This is a genomic window from Micromonospora sp. NPDC049230 (genome assembly GCF_040647875.1).
GTDB lineage: Bacteria > Actinomycetota > Actinomycetes > Mycobacteriales > Micromonosporaceae > Micromonospora.
Window position 1 is genome coordinate 1 of record NZ_JBEZCZ010000063.1, and the last position, 24,380, is coordinate 24,380.

At 70.0% G+C, this 24,380-nt stretch carries 19 protein-coding genes and 2 pseudogenes; 15 read left to right on the top strand and 6 right to left on the bottom strand.

Annotated elements, in window-relative coordinates; genetic code table 11:
* Positions 1–91: 91 nt before the first annotated feature.
* The 4 genes and pseudogenes from AB0A95_RS32485 to AB0A95_RS32500 all read left to right on the top strand — a co-directional run.
* A pseudogene (locus tag AB0A95_RS32485) lies at positions 92–538 on the top strand (dihydrofolate reductase family protein); the annotation flags it as partial.
* A 46-nt stretch (positions 539–584) separates the two neighbouring features.
* Positions 585–1,259 carry a hypothetical protein gene (locus tag AB0A95_RS32490; RefSeq protein WP_357559562.1) on the top strand — a complete coding sequence of 225 codons (675 nt, stop codon included), beginning with the start codon at positions 585–587 and terminating at the stop codon, positions 1,257–1,259.
* A gap of 120 nt (positions 1,260–1,379) precedes the next feature.
* Positions 1,380–2,273, top strand: a complete 894-nt coding sequence (locus AB0A95_RS32495) for an SGNH/GDSL hydrolase family protein (protein WP_357559563.1) — start codon at positions 1,380–1,382, stop codon at positions 2,271–2,273.
* Between the two features lie 101 nt (positions 2,274–2,374).
* On the top strand, positions 2,375–3,856 hold the full coding sequence (locus tag AB0A95_RS32500) for a protein kinase (protein WP_357559564.1): 1,482 nt from the start codon (positions 2,375–2,377) through the stop codon (positions 3,854–3,856).
* 136 nt (positions 3,857–3,992) lie between these two features.
* On the opposite strand, the gene AB0A95_RS32505 is transcribed toward AB0A95_RS32500, so the two are convergent.
* The 3 genes from AB0A95_RS32505 to AB0A95_RS32515 form a co-directional block, all read right to left on the bottom strand.
* Positions 3,993–5,015, bottom strand: a complete 1,023-nt coding sequence (locus tag AB0A95_RS32505; RefSeq protein WP_357559565.1) for a glycoside hydrolase family 11 protein — start codon at positions 5,013–5,015, stop codon at positions 3,993–3,995.
* 429 nt (positions 5,016–5,444) lie between these two features.
* A complete protein-coding gene (locus tag AB0A95_RS32510) occupies positions 5,445–6,590 on the bottom strand; it encodes a DUF6596 domain-containing protein (RefSeq protein ID WP_357559567.1) in 1,146 nt (381 codons plus the stop codon).
* Between the two features lie 7 nt (positions 6,591–6,597).
* Positions 6,598–7,005: a YciI family protein gene (locus AB0A95_RS32515; RefSeq protein ID WP_357559568.1), complete on the bottom strand. Its 408-nt coding sequence runs from the start codon at positions 7,003–7,005 to the stop codon at positions 6,598–6,600.
* Between the two features lie 201 nt (positions 7,006–7,206).
* On the opposite strand from AB0A95_RS32515, the gene AB0A95_RS32520 reads away from it, so the two are divergent.
* The 10 genes from AB0A95_RS32520 to AB0A95_RS32565 all read left to right on the top strand — a co-directional run bounded on the left by AB0A95_RS32520 (position 7,207) and on the right by AB0A95_RS32565 (position 21,323).
* A complete protein-coding gene (locus AB0A95_RS32520; RefSeq protein WP_357559569.1) occupies positions 7,207–7,662 on the top strand; it encodes a Fur family transcriptional regulator in 456 nt (151 codons plus the stop codon).
* On the top strand, positions 7,659–9,935 hold the full coding sequence (katG, locus tag AB0A95_RS32525) for a catalase/peroxidase HPI (RefSeq protein ID WP_357559570.1): 2,277 nt from the start codon (positions 7,659–7,661) through the stop codon (positions 9,933–9,935). Before AB0A95_RS32520 ends, katG begins: the two co-directional genes overlap by 4 nt.
* A gap of 167 nt (positions 9,936–10,102) precedes the next feature.
* Positions 10,103–10,780, top strand: a complete 678-nt coding sequence (locus AB0A95_RS32530; RefSeq protein WP_357559571.1) for a hypothetical protein — start codon at positions 10,103–10,105, stop codon at positions 10,778–10,780.
* 177 nt (positions 10,781–10,957) lie between these two features.
* Entirely contained in the window at positions 10,958–11,776 is an 819-nt protein-coding gene (locus AB0A95_RS32535; protein WP_357559572.1) for a basic amino acid ABC transporter substrate-binding protein, read from the top strand.
* 76 nt (positions 11,777–11,852) lie between these two features.
* Positions 11,853–12,647 carry an amino acid ABC transporter permease gene (locus AB0A95_RS32540; protein ID WP_357065661.1) on the top strand — a complete coding sequence of 265 codons (795 nt, stop codon included), beginning with the start codon at positions 11,853–11,855 and terminating at the stop codon, positions 12,645–12,647.
* Positions 12,648–12,652: 5 nt separating this feature from the next.
* Positions 12,653–13,492, top strand: coding sequence for an amino acid ABC transporter ATP-binding protein (locus AB0A95_RS32545; protein WP_357559573.1), 840 nt, complete (start codon positions 12,653–12,655; stop codon positions 13,490–13,492).
* A gap of 304 nt (positions 13,493–13,796) precedes the next feature.
* Entirely contained in the window at positions 13,797–14,801 is a 1,005-nt protein-coding gene (locus tag AB0A95_RS32550; protein WP_357559574.1) for a multicopper oxidase domain-containing protein, read from the top strand.
* Between the two features lie 23 nt (positions 14,802–14,824).
* Positions 14,825–18,775 (top strand): ThuA domain-containing protein, encoded by a 3,951-nt coding sequence (locus AB0A95_RS32555; RefSeq protein ID WP_357559575.1) that lies wholly within the window; start codon positions 14,825–14,827, stop codon positions 18,773–18,775.
* Between the two features lie 8 nt (positions 18,776–18,783).
* Positions 18,784–20,313 (top strand): plastocyanin/azurin family copper-binding protein, encoded by a 1,530-nt coding sequence (locus AB0A95_RS32560; RefSeq protein ID WP_357559576.1) that lies wholly within the window; start codon positions 18,784–18,786, stop codon positions 20,311–20,313.
* Positions 20,314–20,345: 32 nt separating this feature from the next.
* Complete coding sequence (locus AB0A95_RS32565; protein WP_357559577.1) at positions 20,346–21,323, top strand: hypothetical protein; 978 nt, start codon at positions 20,346–20,348, stop codon at positions 21,321–21,323.
* A 65-nt stretch (positions 21,324–21,388) separates the two neighbouring features.
* Here AB0A95_RS32565 and AB0A95_RS32570 read toward each other — a convergent pair whose 3' ends face one another.
* The 3 genes and pseudogenes from AB0A95_RS32570 to AB0A95_RS32580 form a co-directional block, all read right to left on the bottom strand.
* Positions 21,389–22,528: a DUF1996 domain-containing protein gene (locus AB0A95_RS32570; protein ID WP_357559578.1), complete on the bottom strand. Its 1,140-nt coding sequence runs from the start codon at positions 22,526–22,528 to the stop codon at positions 21,389–21,391.
* A 276-nt stretch (positions 22,529–22,804) separates the two neighbouring features.
* Positions 22,805–23,341, bottom strand: a complete 537-nt coding sequence (locus AB0A95_RS32575) for a hypothetical protein (RefSeq protein ID WP_357559579.1) — start codon at positions 23,339–23,341, stop codon at positions 22,805–22,807.
* A gap of 49 nt (positions 23,342–23,390) precedes the next feature.
* Positions 23,391–23,792 (bottom strand): annotated as a pseudogene (locus AB0A95_RS32580) (SDR family NAD(P)-dependent oxidoreductase); the annotation flags it as partial.
* 114 nt (positions 23,793–23,906) lie between these two features.
* On the opposite strand from AB0A95_RS32580, the gene AB0A95_RS32585 reads away from it, so the two are divergent.
* The gene (locus AB0A95_RS32585) at positions 23,907–24,290 is read left to right on the top strand and encodes a MerR family transcriptional regulator (protein WP_357559580.1); all 384 of its coding nucleotides are present in this window, start codon (positions 23,907–23,909) and stop codon (positions 24,288–24,290) included.
* Positions 24,291–24,380: the final 90 nt, after the last annotated feature.

The window sequence follows — 24,380 nt, forward strand, 5'->3', positions numbered from 1 at the left end:
CCGGTGGTCGCGGCCGGGGGTTGGAACGGCCGGGTGAGATAGCCCGGTGGGGTGGGCGCCTTCACGGTTGCCCGCGGGTGCGGGCTGGGTCGGCGCCTGGCCCGGCCGGGAGGCCGCGGGTGGCGAGGACGCGCCGTTCGCCAAGCAACTCGGCGACATGCGCAAGATCGTCGTCTCCCGCCAACCACTGGAGTTCTCCTGGCGCAACTCGGAGCTGATCGCCGGTGACCTCCTCGACGCCGTCAGGTCGCTCAAGGCCGATGACGGGGTGCGCGGCATCCTCATCCCCGGCTCGATCTCGGTCGTGCAGCAGCTGCTCGCCGCCGGGCTTGTCGACGAGCTGCGCCTGCTCGTGCATCCGGTGGCGGCGCGCAAGGGCCGAAAGCTGTTCGACGAGGGTGACACGGCGTACCACCTGCGAGTGGTGGCGACCGAGGCGTTCCCGACGGGCGTGCTGCGCGTGATCTACGCGCCGGGCGCGGCACCCGGCAAGGCTGGCTACGACGATGTCAAGGACCAGGTGCCGGCCGGGCGGTAGCCACCCTTCGCGGTGAGCGTCGTAGGTCCGTGTGACCATCGTCGCCGTGACTGGATGGACATACAACGATCGCCCCGACGGCGCCCGGTTCCTGACCGACCGGATTCCCGAGCCGGGGCGCAGCGCGATCGAGGACGAGCTCTGGGCCTGGATCGTCCGTGGTGAGACCGACGCCGACGAGTTCGTCGACTACTTCGACGACGACGACGAGCGTTGCGGCGCGACGGACGAGGAGCTGATCGCGGCGCACGAGAAGGCGTCCGCTGCGCGGCGGGCGCAGCAGCGGGGGTGGGGTGAGGTGCGGAGCAACCTCACCCGCGCCTTCGCCGAGCTCAACGAGCTGGGTTGGCTGGCCCGGGAAAACTTCAGCTGTTGTGGCACCTGCGCGAGCGCCGAGATCCATGACGAGCGGGACGACTCCCGGCACTGGCACGGCTACGTCTGGTACCACCAGCAGGACACCGAGTCGCTGATCGCCAGCGGCGACGGGTCGGTCTACCTCGGCTACGGCGCCTACCCGTCGGTCGACTTCGACGAGGTCGCCTACGCCGACCTGTCGGAGGCCGAGCAGCAGGCCCACTACCAGGCCGACCTGGAGCGGCTGCTCGACGACGTCGTGTTCCCGGTGCTGCGCAGGCACGGCATGCGGGTCGAGTGGAATCGCCAGCAGTTCAGGCGGGTCCTGGTCACCGGCGCCCAGTGGTATGCGCCGCTGGGCTGAGCACCACCGCGTCATCCCACACCTCGGACCAGCATTTAGTGAGGCTCATCGATATTGACGTGCGGCGTCGGCGGCGACAGGATCTCGGCACCACCCCCGTGATCCCCTCTGGGAGGCGTCATGACCCGTCCCCGCCTGCCCCGCCTGCGGGCAACCACCCGGTTGGCCGCACTCGTCGTGGCCACCGTCGGTGTGCTGCTCACCGTCGCCACACCCGCCAGCGCCGCAGTGCCCACCGGCCGATACGTCGCGCTGGGCGACTCGTACACGGCCGGCCCGCTGATCCCCACCCAGGTCGACCTGAACTGCCTGCGATCCAACCGCAACTACCCCTCGCTGGTGGCCGCCTCCGCCGGTTCGTCGTCGTTCGCCGACGTGAGCTGCTCCGGCGCCACCACCGACGACATCCTCTACGGTGGCAGCGGCCAGCTGGGCACCACGCTGCCACCGCAGCTCAACGCGGTCACGTCGACCACTGCCCTGGTGACGGCGCAGATCGGCGGCAACGACATCGGCTTCGCCGGCATCATCGGCGAATGTGCGCAGGCGAGCCTCAGCAGTCCGCTCGGATCACCCTGCAAGAACCGGTACACCGCCGGAGGTGTCGACCAGTTGCAGGCGCGGATCGCCGCAGCCACGCCGAAGGTGACAGCAGTGCTCCAGGGGGTCCGTCGGGCCGCGCCGGGCGCGCGGGTCGTGGTCCTCGGCTACCCGGCGATCCTGCCGGACACCGGCTACGGCTGCTGGCCGGTCGTCCCGATCGCCTACCAGGACGTGCCGTACCTGCGCGGCGTCGAGAAGTCCCTCAACGCGATGTTGGCCAGCACCGCGACCGCGAACGGCGCCGCCTACGCCGACGTCTACACCCCGTCGATCGGGCGCGACGCGTGCAAGGGCAGCGGCACCCGGTGGATCGAGGGGCTGGTGCCACAGAACTCGGCAGCCCCCTTCCACCCGAACGCCCGGGGTGAGCAGGGCATGGCGAACGCCCTGCTCAGCACCCTGGCCAGCTGACCGGCCCGAACGTCGCCGACCCGGCCCCGTCGCGCGCCGCGCGGGGCCGGGCACGGCGAGAGGGCGCTTGGGATCGGCGGATCCGGGGTACGGGAGGCTTTATGCCGAGTATGGGGCAACTCGTCGGAGACCGTTACCGCCTTGTCGAAAGCATCGCCAGCGGCGGCATGGGCGATGTGTGGCGGGCGGTCGACGAGACCCTGGACCGCTGCGTGGCGGTCAAGACGCTGCAGGCTCGGCTGGTCAGCGACGCCGGCTTCGGCGAGCGGTTCCGCCGCGAGGCGCGGGCGATGGCGGCTCTGCGTCACCCGGGCGTCGCCCAGGTCTACGACTACGGCGAGGTGACCCGCTCCGGAGAGCCGGTCCTCGCCTACATCGTGATGGAGTGCGTGCAGGGCCAGCCCCTGTCGGAGCGGATCGCCGAGGCAGGCCGACTGGACGTGGCCGAGACGATGTCGATCGCCGCGCAGACCGCCCGGGCCCTCCAGGCCGCCCATGACGCCGGCGTCGTCCACCGCGACGTCAAACCCAACAATCTGATCATCGAGCCCGACGGGCACGTCGTACTCGTCGATTTCGGGGTTGCCGTGACCCAGGAGGCGGCGAGCCTGACCGGCACGAACCAGGTCGTCGGCACCGCCCTGTACATGGCGCCGGAGCAGATCTCGAAGAACGAGATCGGCCCGGCGATCGACATCTACGCGCTGGGCGCTGTCGTCTACCACTGCCTCGCCGGGAGGCCCCCGCACCAGGGCGAGAACGCGGTGGCGGTGGCGCTGCGGCACCTTGAGGAGGACCCGGCGCCGCTGCCCGAGGGCATCCCGGCGGCGGTGCGGCGGTTGGTCGCCACCGCGATGGCCAAGGAGCCCGCCCGCCGATTCCCGACGGCGGCGGCCATGGCCACCGCGGCGCAGACCCTCGCGGGCCCGCCCGACCACCCGGACCGGACCGCCGCCGGGGCGGCCTCGATCGGGGGACGAGACGAGCGGACGGCCGTCCTCGGACCGGGCCACGGCGGTGCGCCGGGTCGGGCGGGCGGTTCCGGGTCTCGGGTCCTCGCGGTGCTGCTCGGGTCGGTGGCCGCCGCGGCTGCCGTCCTGGTGTTCGGCGACCCCACCGGGATGCTGCCCGGCCCGACCGGGCGACCCTCGACGCCTCCCGCGGTGTCGCCCTCGGCGCCGGGCGATGGCGGCACCGACACCGACACCGACCTCGACATCGGCAGCACCGACACTGGCAGCGACACCGGCCCGGGTGCCGGTGGGGGACAACCGGCCACGACCGGCCCCGCTGGCCTGCCGGTCCGGGCGTCCGGATCCCCGACTCCGACGGCCTCTGGTCCCGCTGCGGGGCCCGACCAGTCCGCGCCACCCGACGACAGCGGTGGCGATCCTCCGACCCCCGCCACCTCCGGGAGCGCCGACGAGGACCCGACAGCAGACCCGACGGGCGAGACGTCGGCGGCACCGACCGCGGCACCGACGGAGGAGCCGCCGGCGGACCCCTCCGGGAACCCGGCGGAGGAAACGAGCGAGGAACCGACGGCGGGGACGACCGGGGGGAGCGCGTCGCCACGGGGCTGATGGACGACGGCGAAGGCCACGAGCACGCCATTGCCGTGCCACCCGATCCACCGAGCAGGACTGGCACGCGGACGCGGCACTGGCGTGGCGGCCGGAGCCACCACGCCAGTGCTGTGCTGTCAGACGCCGATCAGATTCAACTGGTACGGCAGGTGACAGTCGGCCAATTCCAGTTGCCGTTGGCCATGACCGTTATCCCGAAGTTGTTGCCGTTGCCGTTCGGTGTCGCGGTGACGGTGCCACTGGTGCCGCTGACCGAGGCGTTCCAGCTGTTCTGGATGCTCTGGCCGCCGCCCAGACCGAGGCTGACGACCCAGTTGTTGGTGCCGCTGACCGCGACGTTGAGGTTGAACCGGTCACCCCACTGCTGGCCGGCGGAGAGCGTCGCGGTGCAGTTGCCGCCTCCTGGGTTGCCGGTGGTCGGCCCGGAGGTGGGGTTGCCGCCGCTGCCCTCGCGGACTGTGACGTCGGAGCTGCCACTGCTCTGGTAGCCCTCGGTGGCCATGATCTGGTAGGCGTGGTTGGTGCCGAGGTTCAGGCCGGCGCGGGCCCAGGCGTCGAAGTGGTTGGCGGTGGTGATGGTGCCACTCGAACGCTTCTGCTGGCGGACGCTCCAGTACTGGTAGAACGTCTGGTTGCCGTCGATCGAGGGGGCGTTGGTCCGCAAGCTGCGCAGGATGTCGTAGGTGCCGCCGTCGGTGGTGACAGTGCCCAACCGGGTGGCGCCGTTGCTCGGGTTGTAGCTGCCGAAGTTCTCCACCACGTAGTACTCGATGAGCGGGTTGCGCGTCCATCCGTACAGGGCGAGGTAGGTGTTGTTGTTGCCCGGGTTGTAGGTGGCCGAGTAGCTGACGGTCCGCCGGCTGCCGGTGGCCCAGCCCTTGCCGCCGACCCAGTTGTTGGTGCTGCGGTCCCAACTGCTGGAGTAACGGCCGTCGGCGCGCAGCGTCATGCTGGCGTTGCCGCCGTCCTTCCAGAAGGAGAAGTAGTAGCCGTTGTGCGTGCCGGTGAGACTCGACGTGAGGGTCCGGTCGGCCTCGGCGTACGCGTTGGTGGCCGTCATCGTGCCGGCGACGGCCAGCACGGCGGCGCACGCGGCACCGAGGAGCAGCCGCATGCGGCCGCGCCCTCTTGGTGTGGTGTGGCTGGTGTCGGTCATGTAACTGGTGCCTCCTCGTGACGGCTGGCGGGGGCCAGCAGCGCGGTACGCCTCGGCAGGCTGCCGGTGGTCGGGTAACGGCCACGGCGTTGTACCGCTCGGTGGTGGGCCGGTCGTCCTGCACGACGACCGCAGGAGTGGATAGTGGTGGTTGGTGCTGACGGCGATTGAACCCCGTCGATGGCGACCGTATTGACCCAGTCGTCGACTTGTCAACAATTCTCGGAAACAGGGTGGCAACAATGCCATCGGCGCCGACAACTATCCATCCAGGTCAGTAATCGATCAGGGCCCAGCACTGTCATCCGTGCGGTCCTCAGGACAGGTGGGGGCCCGAGTAGTGCTCGCCGAAATTTCCGGAGACTTTCCGGACCGTCGCCGGTCGACCCCGGGGCGCGGCAGGGACCGGTGTCACCGCGACGTGACCGGTCAGCCACCCCGAAGCGTATTGAGCCGGGCGGCCTGGCGGGTCAGGTGGTCGCGCTCGGCGAGGTTGGGGGCTTTCCGGGCCGCCTCGGCGTACAGCCGTGCGGCGGTGGCCACATTGCCGTCGCGCTCGTGCAGGTACGCCGCCACCGCCGTGTGGCGGGGCAGCGAGTCGTCCAGGACGCCGAGCGCCGCGAGACCGGCGCGGGCACCGTCGGCCTCGCCGACGGCCACCGCGCGGTTGAGTCGGACCACCGGGTTGTCGGTCAGGCGCGCCAACTCGTCGTACCACTCGACGATCTGCACCCAGTCGGTCTCCTCGGCGGTGGGCGCGTCGGCGTGCAGTGCCGCGATGGCGGCCTGGGTCTGGAACTCGCCCAGCCGGTCGCGGGCGAGGGCCGCCTGCAGGATCTGGACCCCCTCGGCGATCAACGCGGTGTCCCACCGGCGGCGGTCCTGCTCGGCCAGCGGCACCAGGCTGCCGTCGGGCGCGGTCCGGGCGGCCCGTCGGGCGTGGTGCAGCAGCATGAGGGCGAGCAGCCCGGCCACCTCGGGATGGCCGATCGAGGCCGCGAGCTGCCGGGTGAGCCGGATGGCCTCGGCGGCGAGGTCGACGTCGCCGGAGTAGCCCTCGTTGAAGACCAGGTAGAGGACGCGCAGCACGGTGGCGACGTCTCCGGGTTGGTCGAAGCGCACCCCGGAGACTGTGCGTTTGGCCCGGCTGATGCGCTGCGCCATCGTCGCCTCGGGTACCAGGTAGGCCTGGGCGATCTGGCGGGTGGTCAGCCCACCGACGGCACGCAGGGTGAGCGCGACCGCCGACGCCGGGGTCAGCGACGGGTGGGCGCACAGGAAGTAGAGCTGGAGGGTGTCGTCCACGGCGCTCGCGGGGCCGGGCGGCGGCTCCTCCTCGACGACGTCCTCACGTCGGCGGCGGGCCGCGTCGGCGCGTGTCGCGTCGAGGAACCGGCGCCAGGCCACGGTGATCAGCCAGCCCTTCGGATCCCGCGGCGGGTCGGCCGGCCAGGTGCGGACCGCCTCGAGCAGCGCGTCCTGCACGGCGTCCTCGGCCGCCGCGAAGTCAGCTCCGCGGCGGACGAGGACGGTGAGCACGCTCGGCGTGAGGCTCCGGATCAGGGCCTCGTTCATGAGACTGTCACTCCGTGATGGTGGGCGGCTCGGTGAGGAACGGGCGCAGCTCAAGCCACTCGTGGATCGGCTTGCCGTCCTTGCCCGGGGCGGCGGACAGCTCCCCGGCCAACTCGACGGCGCGCTCGTAGCTGTCGACGTCGATCGTCATCCAGCCGGCGATGAGGTCCTTGGTCTCGGCGAACGGGCCGTCGGTGACCGGCGGGCGACCCTCGCCGTCGTAGCGGACCCAGGCGCCCTCGGGGGCGAGGGCCTGGCCGTCGACGAACTCGCCGGTCTGCTCGAGCCGTGCCGCGAAGTCCCGCATGTACGTCACGTGCGCCGAGATCTCCTCCGGCGTCCACTGGTCCATGGGTACGTCGTTGACCCCGGCCGGGCCGCCGCGGTAGTGCTTGAGCAGCAGGTACTTCGCCATCGTGTGCTCCTCGGTGCCGGTGCGACCGATCAGTTGTGGTCGCGCTCACCTCGGGGACGGAGCCGCCCACCGGGTCTCGACATGGCTGCCCGGACTTTTTTCGCCGCCCGGGTGAACCGGGGGTGAATCTGTCAGCCACGCCGGCACACGGAAGGGCGCAAAACTTGATCCGTTCCAGAATAGTGAGCTAGTGTTCGCCAGGTGATGTCCGACTTCGAGGCGCAACTGCGGGCCGCCTCGCTGCGCGTCACCCGGCCCCGACTGGCGGTGCTCGCGGCGTTGCGCGACCACCCGCACGTCGGCACCGACGCGGTGATCGCGCTGGTTCGGGCGGATCATCCCACGATCTCCCATCAAGCGGTGTACGACGTGCTGCGTGTGCTCACCGAGGCTGGCCTGGTGCGGCGCATCCAGCCGGCCGGAGCGACCGCCCGCTACGAGTCCCGGGTCGCGGACAACCACCACCATGTCGTGTGCCGCTCCTGCGGCGCGATCGCCGACGTCGAGTGCGCCGTCGGTCACGCCCCCTGTCTCACCGCCTCGGTCGACCACGGTTTCGTGATCGACGAGGCGGAGGTCGTCTACTGGGGCATCTGTCCCGACTGCGCGACCGAACGTACGCCCCAGAGATCCGCAAGCTCGGAAGGAAGTTCATGAGCGACACCCAGGACAACGGCCCCACCAGCGCGCAGGGCGTGGACCAGAAGGCAGCCGCCGGCTGCCCGGTCGCGCACGACTCGGTGACCGCGCACGGCAGCGAGAGCGAGAACCCGGCGATCGACTCGCCGACCCCGAAGACCGGCGGTCGCCCGCGCACCAACCGGGACTGGTGGCCCAACCAGCTCGACCTCTCGGTGCTGCACGCCCACTCGTCCAAGGGCAACCCGCTGGGTGCCGACTTCAGCTACGCGAAGGAGTTCGCCAAGCTCGACGTCGAGGCCCTCAAGCGCGACATCACCGAGGTCCTCACCACCTCGCAGGACTGGTGGCCGGCCGACTTCGGCCACTACGGCGGCCTGATGATCCGGATGAGCTGGCACGCCGCCGGCACGTACCGCATCGAGGACGGGCGCGGCGGTGCCGGCGACGGCGGCCAGCGTTTCGCGCCACTGAACAGCTGGCCGGACAACGCCAACCTGGACAAGGCCCGCCGGCTGCTGTGGCCGGTCAAGCAGAAGTACGGCCAGCAGATCTCCTGGGCCGACCTGCTCGTGCTCGCCGGTAACGTCGCCCTGGAGTCGATGGGCTTCAAGACCTTCGGCTTCGGCTTCGGCCGCGAGGACGTCTGGGAGCCCGAGGAGATCTTCTGGGGCCCGGAGGACACCTGGCTCGGCGACGAGCGCTACGCCTCCGAGAAGGAGATGGCGGCCGGCGTGGGGTCGACCGAGATGGGCCTCATCTACGTCAACCCGGAGGGCCCGCGCGGCAACGCCGACCCGGCCGCGGCGGCGCACTTCATCCGCGAGACCTTCGGCCGGATGGCCATGAACGACGAGGAGACCGTCGCCCTCATCGCCGGTGGCCACACCTTCGGCAAGACCCACGGTGCCGGTGTCGCCGACAACCACGTGGGCCCCGAGCCCGAGGGTGCCCCGATCGAGGCGCAGGGCCTGGGTTGGCTGAGCAACCACGGCAGCGGCAAGGGCGCCGACACGATCACCAGCGGTCTCGAGGTGACGTGGACCGACGTGCCGACGCAGTGGAGCAACCGCTTCTTCGAGATCCTGTTCGGCTACGAGTGGGAGCTGACCACCAGCCCGGGTGGGGCAAAGCAGTGGGTCGCCAAGGACGCCGAGGCGATCATCCCGGACCCGTTCGACCCGGCGAAGAAGCACCGGCCCACGATGCTCACGACCGACCTGTCCCTGCGGGTCGACCCGGCGTACGAGAAGATCTCCCGCCGCTTCCTGGAGAACCCCGACCAGTTCGCGTTGGCCTTCGCCAAGGCGTGGTACAAGCTGTTGCACCGCGACATGGGCCCGATCGAGCGTTTCCTCGGCCCGTGGGTGGCGGAGCCGCAGCTCTGGCAGGACCCGGTGCCGGCCGTCGACCACGAGCTGGTGGGTGACGCCGACATCGCCGCGCTCAAGGCGAAGGTCCTGGACTCCGGTCTGAGCACCGCCCAGTTGGTCTCCACCGCCTGGGCGTCCGCCGCGAGCTTCCGCCACACCGACAAGCGCGGTGGCGCCAACGGCGCGCGGATCCGTCTCGAGCCGCAGCGCAGCTGGGAGGTCAACCAGCCGGAGCAGCTGGCGACGGTCCTGACCGCCCTGGAGGGCATCCAGCGGGACTTCAACGCCGCCGGTGGCGCGAAGATCTCGCTCGCCGACCTGATCGTGCTGGCCGGTTCGGCAGCGGTCGAGAAGGCGGCGCGGGACGCCGGCGTCGAGGTGACAGTGCCGTTCCGGCCGGGCCGCACCGACGCCACCCAGGAGCAGACCGACACGGAGTCGTTCCGGGTCCTCGAGCCCCGGGCCGACGGCTTCCGCAACTACCTGCGTGCGGGCGAGAAGACCCAGCCGGAGGTGCTCCTCGTCGACCGCGCCTACATGCTCAACCTCACCGCGCCGGAGATGACGGTCCTCATCGGAGGCCTGCGGTCGCTCGGCGCCAACACCGGCGGCAGCCAGCACGGCGTCCTCACCGACCGGCCGGGCGTGCTCACCAACGACTTCTTCGCCAACCTGCTCTCCCCGGGCACCCGGTGGAGCGTGTCGAAGTCCGACGAGCACGTGTACGAGATCCGTGACCTGGCCACCGACGAGGTGAAGTGGACCGCCACCGCGGTCGACCTCATCTTCGGGTCCAACTCCCAGCTGCGCGCCCTCGCGGAGGTCTACGCCAGCCAGGACGCCCGCGACAAGTTCGTGGCCGACTTCGTGACCGCCTGGACCAAGGTCATGGAGCTGGACCGGTTCGACATCGCCTGATCAGCTCGACAGCGACGAGCCCCGGCCGATCCCGCGAGGGAACGGCCGGGGCTCGGCCGACTCCGCGGCACCACCGACCCACCCACGAAGCCGGCGACAGCTATCGACGGGCGTCCCGTGCGACGGCTAACCTGTGGCCCCACCGACCATCGACGTGAGGAGATGCGATGGCGCGCCGCACCGGCCGGCCCTCCTACCTGTCCGACAATCCCGATGTGCGTCGTCGCCGCACCGTCCGGGTCGTGGCGGTCGCCGGGGCGATCGCACTCGTCACCGCCCTGTTGGGTGGGCTGATCGGCTACCAGGCGGGCCGACCGGACGCCACCGAGGCGTCCATCGCGAGCATCAAAGAGGCCGACGCGAAGCGGGACGCGCAGCAGATCGTCGAGCTGACCGAGACGGCCCGCCGCGTCAGTGCCCAGATCGCCCCCATCCTGACCACCCTCAAGGCGGACACGACGGCCGGGCGGGCACCCGATCCGGCGCAGGCCCGGCGGTGGCAGGAGACCATGCGGGAAGCTGCCAAACCGTTCGCCGACCCGCCCTCGGGGAGCACCGCCACGAACGTGGCGCGAGGCGGGCTGCGCGGGGCGATCCAGCAGGCCGGCCTCGCCGTCGACTCCTACGCGCTGGCCGCCAGCGCGCCGGCGGCACAACGCGCGGCCCTGCTGGACCTCACCGCGCGGCAGGCGGCCGAGGCCGTGACGATCTGGTCGGTCGCGGCGACCCAGCTCGACCAGGTCAGCATCGACGCCGGCCACGGCCATCAACACGTGTTCCTCACCACAGACCCCGAAGGGTCGGCCTTCACCCCGGACGGGGAGGCCGAGGGCACCGGCGGCTGAGGGCTCGTTGCTGCGCGACTGTCGGGTTTGCCGGCGGGTGCCGGCAATCGCCTCGCGCGCACGGCCGCAGCGTGCTCTGGGAGCGACACGCCGGGATCGGGTACGGTCGCTTATCGCAAAGTCTATGAACCAGATTGGCTTTCTATGCAATGGAAGCCGAACCGGAGGGACACAGCCGTGAGGTTTCCCAGCGCCGCCCGTCAGGCCGGCCTCGTCGTGGCCGTCGCCGCCCTCGCGCTGAGCGCGGGGTGCGCCAAGAAGGACGACAGCGAGGTCCAGGCGAGCGGCGTCAAGCTGGTCGAGGCGGGCAAGCTGACCGTCTGCACCCACCTGCCGTACCCGCCGTTCCAGTCGAAGGACGCCAGCGGCACGGTGACCGGCTTCGACGTCGAGATCATGGACCTGGTCGCCAAGGACCTGGGCGTCCAGCAGACGATCATCGACACCCCGTTCGAGGGGATCAAGTCCGGCCAGGATCTCAACACCGGCAAGTGCGACGCGGCCGCCGCCGGCATGACGATCACCGCGGAACGGCAGAAGGTGATGAACTTCTCCGACCCGTACTTCGACGCCACCCAGGCGATGCTGGTGAAGACCGGCAAGTCGTACAAGACGCTGGACGACCTCAGGGGTAAGAAGCTCGGCGTCCAGGCGGCCACCACCGGTCGTGACTACGCCAAGAAGTTCGAGGCGGAGAAGGGTCTCAAGCTTGTCGAGTTCGAGGATCTCGCCGCCCAGCAGCAGGCCGTCGCCAACGGCCAGGTCGAGGCCGCCATCAACGACCTGCCGGTCTGGACCGAGTACCTGAAGAAGAACCCGGGCGGTTTTCAGGTCGCCGCCGAGTTCGACACCGGCGAGCAGTACGGCTTCTCGGTGAAGAAGGACGGCAACCCGGAACTGCTCAAGAAGATGAACGAGGCGCTGGCGAAGGCCAAGCAGGACGGCACCTACGACAAGATCTACGAGAAGTGGATCGGCAAGCGGCCGAGCGTCTGAGTACAGCGCGGTACCGGAGGACGCGCGTCCCGTGCGCCCTCCGTGTCGGTTACCTCCGGGAAGGCAACGAGCGAACGTGAAGCTGCGACGCCGCCAGCGGGAGCGGTTGTTCCTCGGGCTCCAGTATCTGGTCTTCATCGCCGTCATCGCCGTGGTGCTCTTCGCCGCGGACTGGGACCGGCTGGCCGACGCGTTCTTCCGCGTCGACATCATCAAGTCGATGTTCCCGACGATCATCACCGTCGCGCTGCGCAACACCGTTCTCTACACGCTTGGCGCGTTCGCCTTCGGTCTCGTGTTCGGCACCATCCTCGCGCTGATGCGGCTGTCCCGGGTGGCCCCGTACCGCTGGCTGGCGACGGCGTACATCGAGCTTTTCCGGGGTCTGCCGGCGCTGTTGGTGCTCTTCCTCGTCGGGTACGGCATCCCCATCGCGTTCCCCGAGCGGGAGATCCCGGGCGGTGTGTTCGGCTCGATCGCGATCGGTCTCGGGTTGACCGCCGCCGCGTACATGGCGGAGACCATCCGGGCCGGCATCCAGGCCGTCCCCAAGGGGCAGATGGAGGCGGCCCGCACCCTCGGCATGTCGCACTTCACGGCGATGCGCACGATCGTCATCCCGCAGGCGTTCCGGATCGTGATCCCGCCGTTGACGAACGAACTCATCCTGCTCACCAAGGACTCGTCGCTGGCGTACGTGCTGGGTGTGACGGCGCAGACCATCGAGGTCACCAAGTTCGGCCGGGACATGCTGAACGACCGGGTGAACGCCACCCCGTTGCTGGTGGCCGGTCTCGCCTACCTGATCATCACCCTGCCCCTGTCCCAGGTGGTACGCCGCCTCGAACTCCGCTACGCCAAGGCCCGGTGACCCCCATGACGAGCACTGCGCCCCGCCCGGCCGTCGAGATCCGCGACCTGCACAAGTCCTTCGGGCCCCTCCAGGTGCTCAAGGGCATCGACTTCGAGGTCGGCCAGGGCGAGGTGGTCTGTGTGATCGGGCCGTCCGGGTCCGGCAAGTCGACACTGCTGCGCTGCGTCGACCTCCTGGAACAGCCGACGGCCGGCAGGATCTGGGTCAACGGCGTCGAGATGACCGACCCGGACGTCGAGATCGACGCGGTCCGTCGCGGCATCGGCATGGTCTTCCAGTCGTTCAACCTGTTTCCGCACCTGACGGTGCTGAACAACCTCACCATCGCCCAGCGCCGGGTGCTGCGGCGCGGCCGGGCGGAGGCCGAGCGCGTCGCCCGGGCCAACCTGGACCGTGTCGGGCTGACCGACAAGGCCGACGTGTTCCCGGCGCAACTCTCCGGTGGGCAGCAGCAGCGGGCGGCGATCGCCCGGTCCCTGTCGATGGAGCCGAAGCTGATGCTCTTCGACGAGCCGACCTCCGCGCTCGACCCGGAGTTGGTCGGCGACGTGCTCACCGTCATGCGCAAGCTCGCCGAGGACGGCATGACGATGATGGTGGTGACGCACGAGATGGCGTTCGCCCGCGACGTCGCCGACCGCGTGGTGTTCATGGACGGGGGCGTGGTGGTCGAGCAGGGGCCGCCGCAGGAGGTGCTCGGCAACCCGCAGCACGAACGGACCCGCGCGTTCCTCTCCCGGGTCCTCGACCCGACCCGGGTCGCCCACATCGGTCAGCCCGACCAGTCGCCGGAGCCGCCGCCGGCGGCGAGCCTGCCGGCCGACGACCGACACCGTCTCTGACGACCCCTCCCGTACGTCTGCCCGCCGGGCTGCCTCATCGAGGCGGCCCGGCGTCGTGCGCTGTGGGCGGGTTCGTGTCAGGATCATGTCAATCGACGAACGTCGTGATGTCAAGGTAATCTTTTTGCAACCAGACCTGGACTTTCGTCGATGGACTACATAAGTTGCAGACATCCACCGAAAGCTCTGAGTCTTCCGAGCAAAGTCCGCGACGAGCCTCACCCCAGTCGTGCTGCCGCCCTGTGTTCGGGGTTCGTCGCACCCTGCCCTCGTCGCGTCTTCGCCCGGTCGGGAACGGAGACCCATGGACGAGCACGTCGTTGGCGCCCCACGCCAGCTGTCCCGCAGATCCCTGATCGCCACCGGGGCGCTCGCCGCCGGTGCGCTGGGCGCGGCCACCCCCGCGATCGGCACCGCGTTCGGCGGTAGCCCCGCGCAGGCCGCCGCCGGCGTCACGAAGAAGGTCACCATCTACGCCGAGCAGCTGCCCGGCGGCCTGTTCGGCTACGGCCTGGCACCCGGCCAGGCCACGGTGCCGGGCCCGCTCCTGGAGATGTACGAGGGCGACACCCTGGAGATCACCCTGGTCAACACCACAAGCCAGCGGCTCTCCATCCATCCGCACGGGGTGGACTACAGCACCGAGTCGGACGGCAGCCCGTTGAACGCGTCGTTCAACAACCCGGGCGAGACGCGGACCTACGTCTGGCGCTCCCGGGAGATGGTCGCCGCGGCGGGCCGGCGGTTCATGCCGGGCAGCGCCGGCTACTGGCACTACCACGACCACGCCATGGGCACCGACCACGGCACCGCCGGGGTGGCCAAGGGGCTGTACGGCGCGCTGATCGTCCGCCGCCGGGGCGACATCCTGCCGGAGAAGCAGTTCACAGTCGTGTTCCACGACATGTCGATCAACAACCGGATGGCACCGGAGACGCCCATGTTCGAGGCGAACCTGGGCCAGCGGGTGGAGTGGATCGCCATCGGGCACGGCAACCTGTTCCACACCTTCCACCTGCACGCCCACCGCTGGGCCGACAACCGCACCGGAATGCTGGAGGGGCCGAGCGACCCGAGCCTGGTCATCGACAACAAGGACCTCAACCCGGGCAGTTCGTTCGGCTTCCAGGTGCTGGCCGGCGAGGGCGTCGGACCGGGGGCGTGGATGTACCACTGCCACGTGCAGAACCACTCCGACGGCGGCATGGCCGGGATCTTCCTGGTGCGCAACGCCGACGGCAGCATGCCACCGGGCGCCGAGGAAGCGATCCACCGGTTCCAGGGCCACACCCACACGCACGCAGGCTGACCCAACCGAAAGTGGGGACGGGGATGACCAGACAACCACGACGAGCCCTTGCCGCGATGGCGGCCTTCGCGGCACTGATCGCGGCGTCGACGGCGGCAGCCGCACCGGGATCGGCAGCGGCACCACGACCGGCAGCCGCACCGGCGGCGCAGCCGCAGAAGGCCGCGGTCCTCGTGTTCCACGGGCCGGTGGCCGAGCAGCAGGACCCGGTGTCCCGCGCGGTGGACACCATCAAACAACTTGGTGCCGGTCATGACATCGATGTCACGGCCACCACGGACCCGGGCGTGTTCACCGCGACCGGGCTGTCCGCGTACCGCAGCGTGGTGTTTCTCTCCGCGACGGGCGCCGCGCTCAACCGCGACCAGGAGTCGGCGCTACAGAGCTACATGAAGGCCGGCGGCGGCTTCGTCGGCATCGCCGACGCCGCCCGCGCCCAGGTCGACTCGGCCTGGTTCACCGGGCTGATCGGCACCCGCCCGGCGGGCGCCATCCCGGTGGCCGAGCCGGTGGCCGCGGTGACCGCCAGCGGCGAGAACCCGCCGACCGAGACCAAGGAAAAGCTGACCGACGGCGACGCCAACACCAAGTGGCTGGTCCGCACCCCCACCGCGTGGGTGGCCTACCAACTGGCCGCGCCCAAGCGGATCACCGGGTACGCGCTGACGTCGGCCAACGACTTCGTCGGGCGGGACCCGAAGGACTGGACCCTACAGGGCTCCACCGACGGGCAGAACTGGTCCGATCTGGACCGCCGCACCAACCAGAGCTTCGCGGAGCGGTTCCAGACCCGCCGGTTCGACATCGCCACGCCGCAGGAGTTCACCCGGTACCGGCTGACCATCACCGCCAACAGCGGGGAGCCGCTGATCCAGCTCGCCGACCTGCGCCTGTTCACCGGCACGGCCACCGCGCCGCCGCCGACCCCCGTGAACCGGGCCGTGGTCGACATCCTGGACCGTGAACACCCGGCCACCGCGTCGCTGCCCCGGACCGTCACCCGGTCCGACCGCTGGGACAACTGGGACCCGAACCCGATCGGTACGGTGCACACGCTCGCCCAGGTCGAGGAGCGGCACTACGATCCGGGGCCGGGGGCCAACGGCCCGTTCCACCCGGTGTCCTGGTGCCGGGACTACGACGGTGGCCGGTCGTTCTACACCGGCATGGGCCACACCGAGGGCAGCTACGGTGAGGAGGCGTTCCGCGCACACCTCACCGGGGCCCTCAACTGGACCACCGGCCGCGTACGCGGCGACTGCCAGGCCACGATCGCCGCGAACTACAAGGTGGAGCGACTCACCGCGGCCAACCAGACCGGGCAGCTGGACCAGATCGGCGAGCCGCACGGCCTCACCATCGCGCCGGACGGCACCGTCTTCTACGTCGGCAAGGCGGCCTGCCCGAGCGGCCCGATCGAGGACTGGACCAACCCGAACGTCGGCCTGGGCTGCGGCACCATCCACTCCTGGGACCCGCGGACCAAGCAGGTCAAACTGCTCACCACCCTGGAGGTGATGGGCAACCGGGGCAGCGGCTCCGAGTTGGTGAAGAACGAGGAGGGTCTGCTCGGCATCGTGCCCGACCCCGCGTTCGCCCAGAACGGTTGGCTCTACGTCTACTGGATGCCGCACGAGTCGATCGACCGGGTGCAGCGGGTCGGGCAGCGTACCGTCTCCCGGTTCACCTACGACCGCGAGCAGCAGACAATCGACCAGGCCACCCGCAAGGACCTGCTGAAATTCCCGGTGCAGATCCACAGTTGCTGCCACGCCGGGGGCGGCATGGCGTTCGACGCCAAGGGCAACCTCTACGTCGGCTCCGGCGACAACAACTCCTCCGAGGGGTCGCAGGGCTACTCGGGCAACAACTGGACCCAGGAATACCAGGGCATCTCGTTCCAGGACGCCCGTCGCACCTCGGGCAACACCAACGACCTCGCCGGTAAGATCATCCGGATTCACCCGGAGGCCGACGGGACGTACACCATCCCGGAGGGCAACCTCTTCCCGCCGGGCACCGAGAAGACCCGGCCGGAGATCTACGTGATGGGCGTGCGCAACATCGCCCGCCTCCAGATCGACCCGGAGCACCAGTGGCTGACCGCCGGCTGGGTCGGCCCGGACGCCGCGTCGCCAAGCCCCACGCTCGGCCCGGCCAAGTACGAGACCGCCACCATCATCACCTCGGCCGGCAACCAGGGCTGGCCGTACTGCATGGGCAACCGGCAGCCGTACCGGGACCGCAGCAGCACCGACGCGAGCGTGCTGACCGGCTGGTACGACTGCGACAACCTGAAGAACACCTCCCCGCGCAACACCGGACTCGTGGACATCCCGGCGGCCCGGGACAACATGATCTGGTATTCGCCGGACGGCGGCGGCCCGGTCTTCCCGAAGCGCGACGACGGCAGCGACCTGCCCACCTACGTCGCTGCCGATGCCACCTACACCCAGCCGTACCTGCGCGGCGGCGGACAGGCCATCATGTCCGGCCCGACCTACCACCGCGACCGGGTCGACCCGAACAGCACCGTGGCCTGGCCGGCGTACTGGGACGAGAAGTGGTTCATCGGTGACCAGTCGAACGCCGCAAACCGGGTCGCGGTCACCGTCGACGAGGCCGGGGTGCCGACGGCGGCCCCACCGGTCTACGCGGAGTCGCTGCGCGCCATCATCCCCAGCGGCAACGGCGACACCCGGTTGCAGAGCTGGATGGACGCCAAGTTCGGCCCGGACGGCGCGCTCTACCTGCTGGACTACGGAGGCGGGTTCTTCAGCCTGCACCCCAACCAGAAGCTCATCCGGATCACCTACACCGGCGGCGCACCCACCCCCGCACCTGCGGCGAACGCCGTCGCCGTGCAGAACAAGCCCCTGACCATCGCCTTCGACGGCGCGCGCTCCGGCGGCGTCAGCCACCGCTGGGAGTTCGGCGACGGCACCACGTCGACCGAGGTGAACCCCCGGCACACGTACGCCAGGGTCGGCGCCTACACCGCGAAGCTGACCGTCACCTACGCCGACGGGGAGACGGCCACGGTGCAGACCACCGTCACGGTGGGCTGCGCGGTGCCGGACGACAGGCAGAACGTGTGGCTCGGCGACACGGACACCGGGGTGCCCAGCCGTACTGTCGGGCAGGGCTGCACGGTCAACGACCTGATCGACGACGAGAGCACCTGGGCCGACCACAACAGTTTCGTCCGCCACGTGACGGCGGTGACCCGCACGCTCCAAGACGACGGTCTGCTCAACGCCCGGGAGAGCGGCACGCTGACCCGGCTGGCCGCCGCGTCCGAGATCGGGCGCACCGGCCACACCGGGTACGAGCCACTCTTCGACGGCACCGCCGAGTCGCTGCTCGGCTGGCAGCAGGCCCCGACGGGATCGTTCAGCATCCAGCCGGACGGGTCGCTGCGCTCCAGCGGGGGCCTCGGCATGCTCTGGCACACCAAGGAGCTCGCCGACTTCTCACTGAAGCTCCAGTTCCGGGACATCGCCCCCGGCACCGGACGGGCCAACACCGGTGTCTTCATCCGCTTCCCGGACCTGCGAACCCCGCTCGAGCAGCGACCGGAGGGCAGCTGCGGCACCGTCGGATCGGCCCGGACCTCGCCGGCCTGGATGGCCATCTACTGTGGACACGAGATCCAGATCTACGACGGTGAGACCGGGGAACCGCAGAAGACCGGCTCGGTCTACAACTTCGACCCGGTGCCGCTCGCCCAGGCCGGCGTCACCCCGAAGAACGAGTGGAACGACTACGAGATCCGCGTGGTCGGCCAGCACTACACGATGATCCGCAACGGCGTGGTGATCAACGAGTTCGACAACACGCCCGGCAAACAGTCCTCCCGTGCCGGCGATCCGCCGACCGACCTGCGGCAGTTCCTCAGCGGCTTCATCGGTCTGCAGAACCACGGTGACAACGACCTGGCCGAGTTCCGCAACATCCGCGTGCGGGAACTCTAGGAGAAACGATGACCCGACGACTCATTGCCGCGCTGTCGGCGCTCCTGCTGACGGTGGTCCCGTTGGCCGCGCCGCCCGCCTCCGCCGCCCCGCGTGTCGCCGCGGACCAGGTGTTGACCTGGACCGCCGACGACAACACCACCCGCTACAAGTCCGCCCCCGCCCAGGCGGTGGCCGGCGCGACAACCATCATCTGGGAGAACAGCGCGGCCACCGGCAACACCACCGGGATGCCGCACACGCTGACCTTCGACACCAGCACCGAGGGCTACAACCACGACGTCACGCTCAACATCCTGGCCAACCCGTTCGACGCCAACGACGGCCGCCACCAGGCGACGGTGAACCTGACCCCGGGTCGGTACCGCTACTTCTGCTCGATCCCGGGGCACAGCCAGATGGTCGGCGAACTCGTCGTCACCGACGGCGGAGGCGGCGGCGACACCACGCCGCCGACTGTCGACGCCACCGTCTCCGGTGACCGCGATGCCGACGGCAACTACCTCGGAGCGGCCACGGTGACCGTCACGGCCACCGACGCCGACTCCGGGGTGGACACCATCGAATACCAGGTCGACGACACCAGCTTCCAGCCGTACACCCAGCCGGTGGCCGTGACCGCGGTCGGCGACCACTCGGTGCAGTTCCGGGCCACCGACCAGGCCGGCAACACCAGCGCGGTCGGCTCGGTGTCGTTCCGCGTCGTCGAGCCGAGCGAGGAGGACACCACCGCGCCGGTGGTCACGGCCACGCCGGCCGGCGAGCAGGACGGCGACGGCAACTACATCGGTACGGCCACCGTCACGCTGACCGCGACCGATGCCGGGTCCGGCGTCGCCACCATCGAGTACGCGCTGGACGGGGGCGCCTTCACCGCGTACACGAACCCGGTCGTCGTGACCTCGGTGGGCATGCACATGCTGCACTACCGGGCGACAGACGTCGCGGGGAACACGTCGGCCGAGCAGATGGCCCACTTCACCGTCGTGCAGCCGCAGGCCGAGGACACCACCCCACCCACCGTCGCCGCCACGGTGGCCGGTGAGCGCAACGACGACGGCGCGTACGTCGGCGGCGCGACGGTCACCGTCACCGCGACCGACGACGGCTCGGGCGTGGCGTCCATCGAGTACGCACTCGACACCGGTGCCTGGACCGCGTACGCCAGCCCGGTCGCCGTCCGGGCCCTCGGCGCGCACACAGTGCGGTACCGGGCCACCGACACCGCCGGAAACGCCTCCACCGAGCAGTCCACGACGTTCACTGTGGTGGCCGACGGCACCGACGGCTGCCCCGCGTCGGACACCCGGGCCACGGTGATCATCGACGGTGACGACACCGGAGTGGCGAACGTCGACACCGGCGACGGCTGCACCGTCAACGATCTGATCGACGAACACGCCGACTACCCCGGCCACGCCGCGTTCGTCCGGCACGTCGAGGCGGTCACCGCCGCGCTCGTGACCGGCGGCACGCTCAACCGGCGGCAGCAGGGCGCCATCGTCCGGGCCGCGGCCCGATCGGACGTCGGCGCATGAGTCCTCGAACCTCATCGACAGGGAGTACAACGATGCCCCGACGTACCGTCGCCAAGCTCGCCACAGTGAGCGCCGTCGTCGCCGCCTCGGTGTTCGCGGTGGCGCCCACCGCACACGCCGACCTGGTCACCCACTGCATCGGCACCGGTGGTGCCGTGACCGTGCCCAACGACCTGCTCGTACCGGCCGGCGAGTCCTGCGCGCTGACCGGCACCACGATCACCGGCAACGTCACAGTCGCGGCCGGCGGCAACCTGGTGGTCGCCGGTGGCCGGATCAGCGGTGAGGTACGCGTCGCCGCGGACGGCTACCTCGACGCCACCGAGACGAGCGTCGACGGCCAGGTGGTGCTGGCCGCAGGCGGGTACGGCCTCTTCTTCAAGGACGCCCGCAGCGGCAACGTGACGGTGCGGCCGAAGGGCACCGCGACAATCGACAGCTTCCTGTTCGTGGAGCAGTCGACGATCGCCGGGACCGTCACCGCCGGCGCCGGTGAGGTCCGGATCGACCGCGGCACCCAGGTGCAACGCAACGTCAGCAGCACCGGCACCTACTACACCGACGTACACGACTCGTTCGTCGACGGCACGCTGTCGGTGCTGAACAGCGCCACCGGCAGCGTGGTGTGCGGCAGCGCGGTCCGGGGGCGGGCCACCTTCGCCGGCAACCTCGGTGGTGTGCAACTCGGCCCGAACGGCACCCTCGACAGTTGCGCCTCCGGTAGCTACTGGGGCACGGACGTCAGCGTCACCAGCACCACCGGTGGCGTCACCGTCGACGACAACATCATCAACGGTGGGTTGACCGTCACGTCGAACGACCCGGCCGCCCAGGTGGCCGCGAACAACCGGATCCGCGGCGGCGTGACCGGCGAGCAGGCGGCGGCGAGCAGCAACCGAGCCGCCCGCGTGGCAGCTCCGGACCGGGAGGACGCCGGCGACCAGCGGGCCGAGACCCGTCGTACCTCGGCGGTCCAGGAGGCCACCGCAGCCGGCGCCGCACGGCTCTAGCGGCTTCAGGCGACAACGGCCGGTCACCCCCGAGTGGGGGGTGACCGGCCGTTGCGTCGTGGGCGCTAGAAGTTGCCTGCCGAGTCGCACTTCACGCCCTGGTCGAGGCAGTTGCGCACCCGTGCGGCGAGCGCCTCGTCCTTCCAGGCGTTGAAGAAGTCCGCGTGCATGGAGAACGAGGTGCCGGACGCGAGGGTGATGCCGTCCGTGTTCGCGCTCAGCGGGTAGGAGATCACGAACGACACCGAGGGGACCGGCACCGGGTGACTCTTCGGGCAGGCCCCGGTGTGGTCGCCGTTGGCCATGTGCGCCTTGTGGTCCGGGCTGTCCAGGTGCTTGCCGTCCCAGCAGTCCGGGAAGGTGATCTGCCGGACGATGTTCGCGGTCTTGGCGCAGACCGGGAAGGTCTTGTCGGCGCTGCGGCCGATTTCGCCGCCGATGCCGGCGCACCAGAAGTGGTTGCCCTGCTTGTCCGGGGTGTCGACCTGATTCTTGGCGTTACCGGTGATCATTCGCAGGCCGAACGGGAAGGGCTGGGTCTTGCTCGGGTCCTTGAGACGTGAACCGTAGTAGACGGTCACCTCCGTCGGGTCCACGACCTTGCCGTTCTGGTACATCGTGGGCACCCAGTAGGCGGACTGGTCGTCGGGCGAGTTGCAGGTGGTCGCCTTCGACGCCCGCAGCGATTCGGCTGTCGAGTTGGCGTCGGTCGACGTGTTGCCCCAGAACGTGTGGTTGTGCGAGGCCCCGACCAGCTTGGGCAGCACGATCGGGTCGTCACTGTTGTGGTGGCTGGTCTTGCAGCCGACGTTGAACTCGGGCACCTTCACCGGGTTGCCGGTCACGGGCTTGGGCTTGCGGGCGAAGAACGCACTGGTCGCGGCGGCCTGCGCGGCCGGGTCGATGGTGATCCAGCCACCGACTGCGGTCGGCGGTGCGGCGTTTGTCGACTGGGTCGCCGGCTTTCCCGAGGGGGACGGGGTCGGAGAGGCGCTCGGCGTGCCGTGCGTGCCGGACGCGTCGCCCGGGACATTGGACGTCGGTGCCTCCGGGGCGGGCGAACCGATGCCGGCGTCGCTCGATGGACTGGACGCCACGGGGGCGCTCGGGACCTCCTTGCATCCGCCGGCGAGCGCCACGCTCAGCAGCAACAGGGCGGCGGTGACGGAACGACGTTGTCCAGGGGTGGGTCGCAGACTAATCAACGGGGGTGCACCTTTCTTCCGAGAACGAAGAATACGAGTGCACCCCCGGCCCGCTTCCCGCTGCGACGATTAAGTCTCGCTTAAATGACGTTCTGCGATTGCCCGAGCAGCTTTACGGAACCGCCGGCCTGTTAGATCGGTCTCATCTCCCTGATTTCTCTCCCAAAACTGTAATCGGCGACTCCGCTCGCACTCGACGTTGTTGAGCGGCGGTTCGGCTCGGTATGCATCGGACCCGTCGGCCCTCGGGCACGCCGCGTACGGCGACGCCTTTCGTCAGCAACTGTCGCGGGCCTTGCGCTGGAAGGTCTTCCGCGACACGATCTTCGTCGAATCGCGCCCCCGCGGCGCCAGCACCTGGTCCGGGCCGATCCGCGGGAGATCCGCGAGGGTGAAATCGACAGAGATGGCGTTATGCCCGCTGCGCCCGCCGACGCTGTAGGTGACCTCTGGCCGCAGTTCGGTGAGCGGCTCGACGTCCACCACAGTCCCCAACCCCGAGTCGGAGAAGTCGGTGGCGGCGTGGACCTCCCAGCCATCCGGCGGCTGACCGAGCAGGACAACCTCCACGATGTCGCTCGTGGATGGGCCGCTGACGGCCCACCTGGTCAGCGGGTGCTGGGTCCCGTCGTCCGGGTGGTTCTCGTAGACGTCGAGTTGTGGAGATCTGTCGCCGCAGGTCACCAGGACGCCGACCGGTTGACCATCATGGACGGCGAGGGCGACGAGGGGCTCGTCGGGTGGAGTGCAGGCGGTCAGAAGGCTGAGCAGTGGCAGCGGCAAGAGAGTCCCAAGGATCCGTCTTCTGCGCATGCCGTCAGCATTCCGATGCAGCGTCACGCTCTGATTCCCCGATGGTCACGAAAGATGACGACGCCGACAGGACGTTCAGGATCCCCCCGCCGCCATTCGCGCCGAGCACCGGTGCGAACGCCCGCACCATGCTCAGTGTGCCGTAGAAGTGCGTGTCCATCTCGGCCCGGATCTTGCTGAGGTCGCCGGTGACGAGGTTCGTGGGGGTGAGGATCCTGGCGTTGTTGACCAGCAGGGTGACGTCGGAGGCGATGGAAGCCGCCTCCTCGACGGAACGCGGGTCGGTGATGTCCAGCCGCAGCGTCTCGACGCCGGGGATGTCGATCCGCTCCGGGTTACGGGCGGTGGCGTACACCTTGGTCGCCCCGCGCTCCAGCAACTGCCGGGCGAAGTGCCGGCCGAGGCCACGGTTGGCGCCGGTGACAAGCGCGATCGAACCGGTGATCTTCATGATTGGCGCCTCCTGGCAGGTTCAATCACGAGCCGTACGCGAGCTACGGTAGAACCTGACGTTCACGTGAGAGACAAGGTTGTGTGACTGGTGTCACCGGCCGGGGGAGGGGTCATGCGCATCGGTGAACTGGCCACGCAGACCGGGGTGTCCGTGCGAGCGCTGCGCTACTACGAGGAGCAGGGGCTCCTGGCGGCCGCGCGAAGCGGCGGCGGCCAACGCCACTACCCGGACAGCGCGGTCGATCGGGTGCACCTGATCCAGATGCTGTACGCCGCCAACCTGTCCAGCCGGACCATCCTGGACCTGCTGCCCTGCGTCGACGCGAATGTCAACACCCCGGAGTCCCGGGCCCTGCTGCGCGCGGAACGCGACCGCATCGATCAGCAGATCGCCCAGCTCCGGCAGGCCAGAGACCGGCTCGACGCGGTCATCACGCTCAGCGAGAGCCCGGCCAGCGGCTGCACCCGGGTGGAGGTCGACGCCCTCGTGTCCTAGACGTGCTGTCCAGGCAGGTTCACCAACCGTCGAGGCGCTGACGGTGGCCTGATACGAGGTCGCGCCCCACGTGCCCCCGGTAGCGGCCCC

Bases quoted from the DNA above. Each gene is read 5' to 3' on its own strand.
- AB0A95_RS32585 (WP_357559580.1), top strand. From the start codon at position 23,907: ATGCGCATCGGTGAACTGGCCACGCAGACCGGGGTGTCCGTGCGAGCG.
- AB0A95_RS32500 (WP_357559564.1), top strand. From the start codon at position 2,375: ATGCCGAGTATGGGGCAACTCGTCGGAGACCGTTACCGCCTTGTCGAA.
- AB0A95_RS32560 (WP_357559576.1), top strand. From the start codon at position 18,784: ATGACCCGACGACTCATTGCCGCGCTGTCGGCGCTCCTGCTGACGGTG.
- AB0A95_RS32575 (WP_357559579.1), bottom strand. From the start codon at position 23,341: ATGCGCAGAAGACGGATCCTTGGGACTCTCTTGCCGCTGCCACTGCTC.
- AB0A95_RS32515 (WP_357559568.1), bottom strand. From the start codon at position 7,005: ATGGCGAAGTACCTGCTGCTCAAGCACTACCGCGGCGGCCCGGCCGGG.
- AB0A95_RS32545 (WP_357559573.1), top strand. From the start codon at position 12,653: ATGACGAGCACTGCGCCCCGCCCGGCCGTCGAGATCCGCGACCTGCAC.
- AB0A95_RS32555 (WP_357559575.1), top strand. From the start codon at position 14,825: ATGACCAGACAACCACGACGAGCCCTTGCCGCGATGGCGGCCTTCGCG.
- AB0A95_RS32550 (WP_357559574.1), top strand. From the start codon at position 13,797: ATGGACGAGCACGTCGTTGGCGCCCCACGCCAGCTGTCCCGCAGATCC.
- AB0A95_RS32510 (WP_357559567.1), bottom strand. From the start codon at position 6,590: ATGAACGAGGCCCTGATCCGGAGCCTCACGCCGAGCGTGCTCACCGTC.
- AB0A95_RS32530 (WP_357559571.1), top strand. From the start codon at position 10,103: ATGGCGCGCCGCACCGGCCGGCCCTCCTACCTGTCCGACAATCCCGAT.
- katG (WP_357559570.1), top strand. From the start codon at position 7,659: ATGAGCGACACCCAGGACAACGGCCCCACCAGCGCGCAGGGCGTGGAC.
- AB0A95_RS32565 (WP_357559577.1), top strand. From the start codon at position 20,346: ATGCCCCGACGTACCGTCGCCAAGCTCGCCACAGTGAGCGCCGTCGTC.
- AB0A95_RS32495 (WP_357559563.1), top strand. From the start codon at position 1,380: ATGACCCGTCCCCGCCTGCCCCGCCTGCGGGCAACCACCCGGTTGGCC.
- AB0A95_RS32505 (WP_357559565.1), bottom strand. From the start codon at position 5,015: ATGACCGACACCAGCCACACCACACCAAGAGGGCGCGGCCGCATGCGG.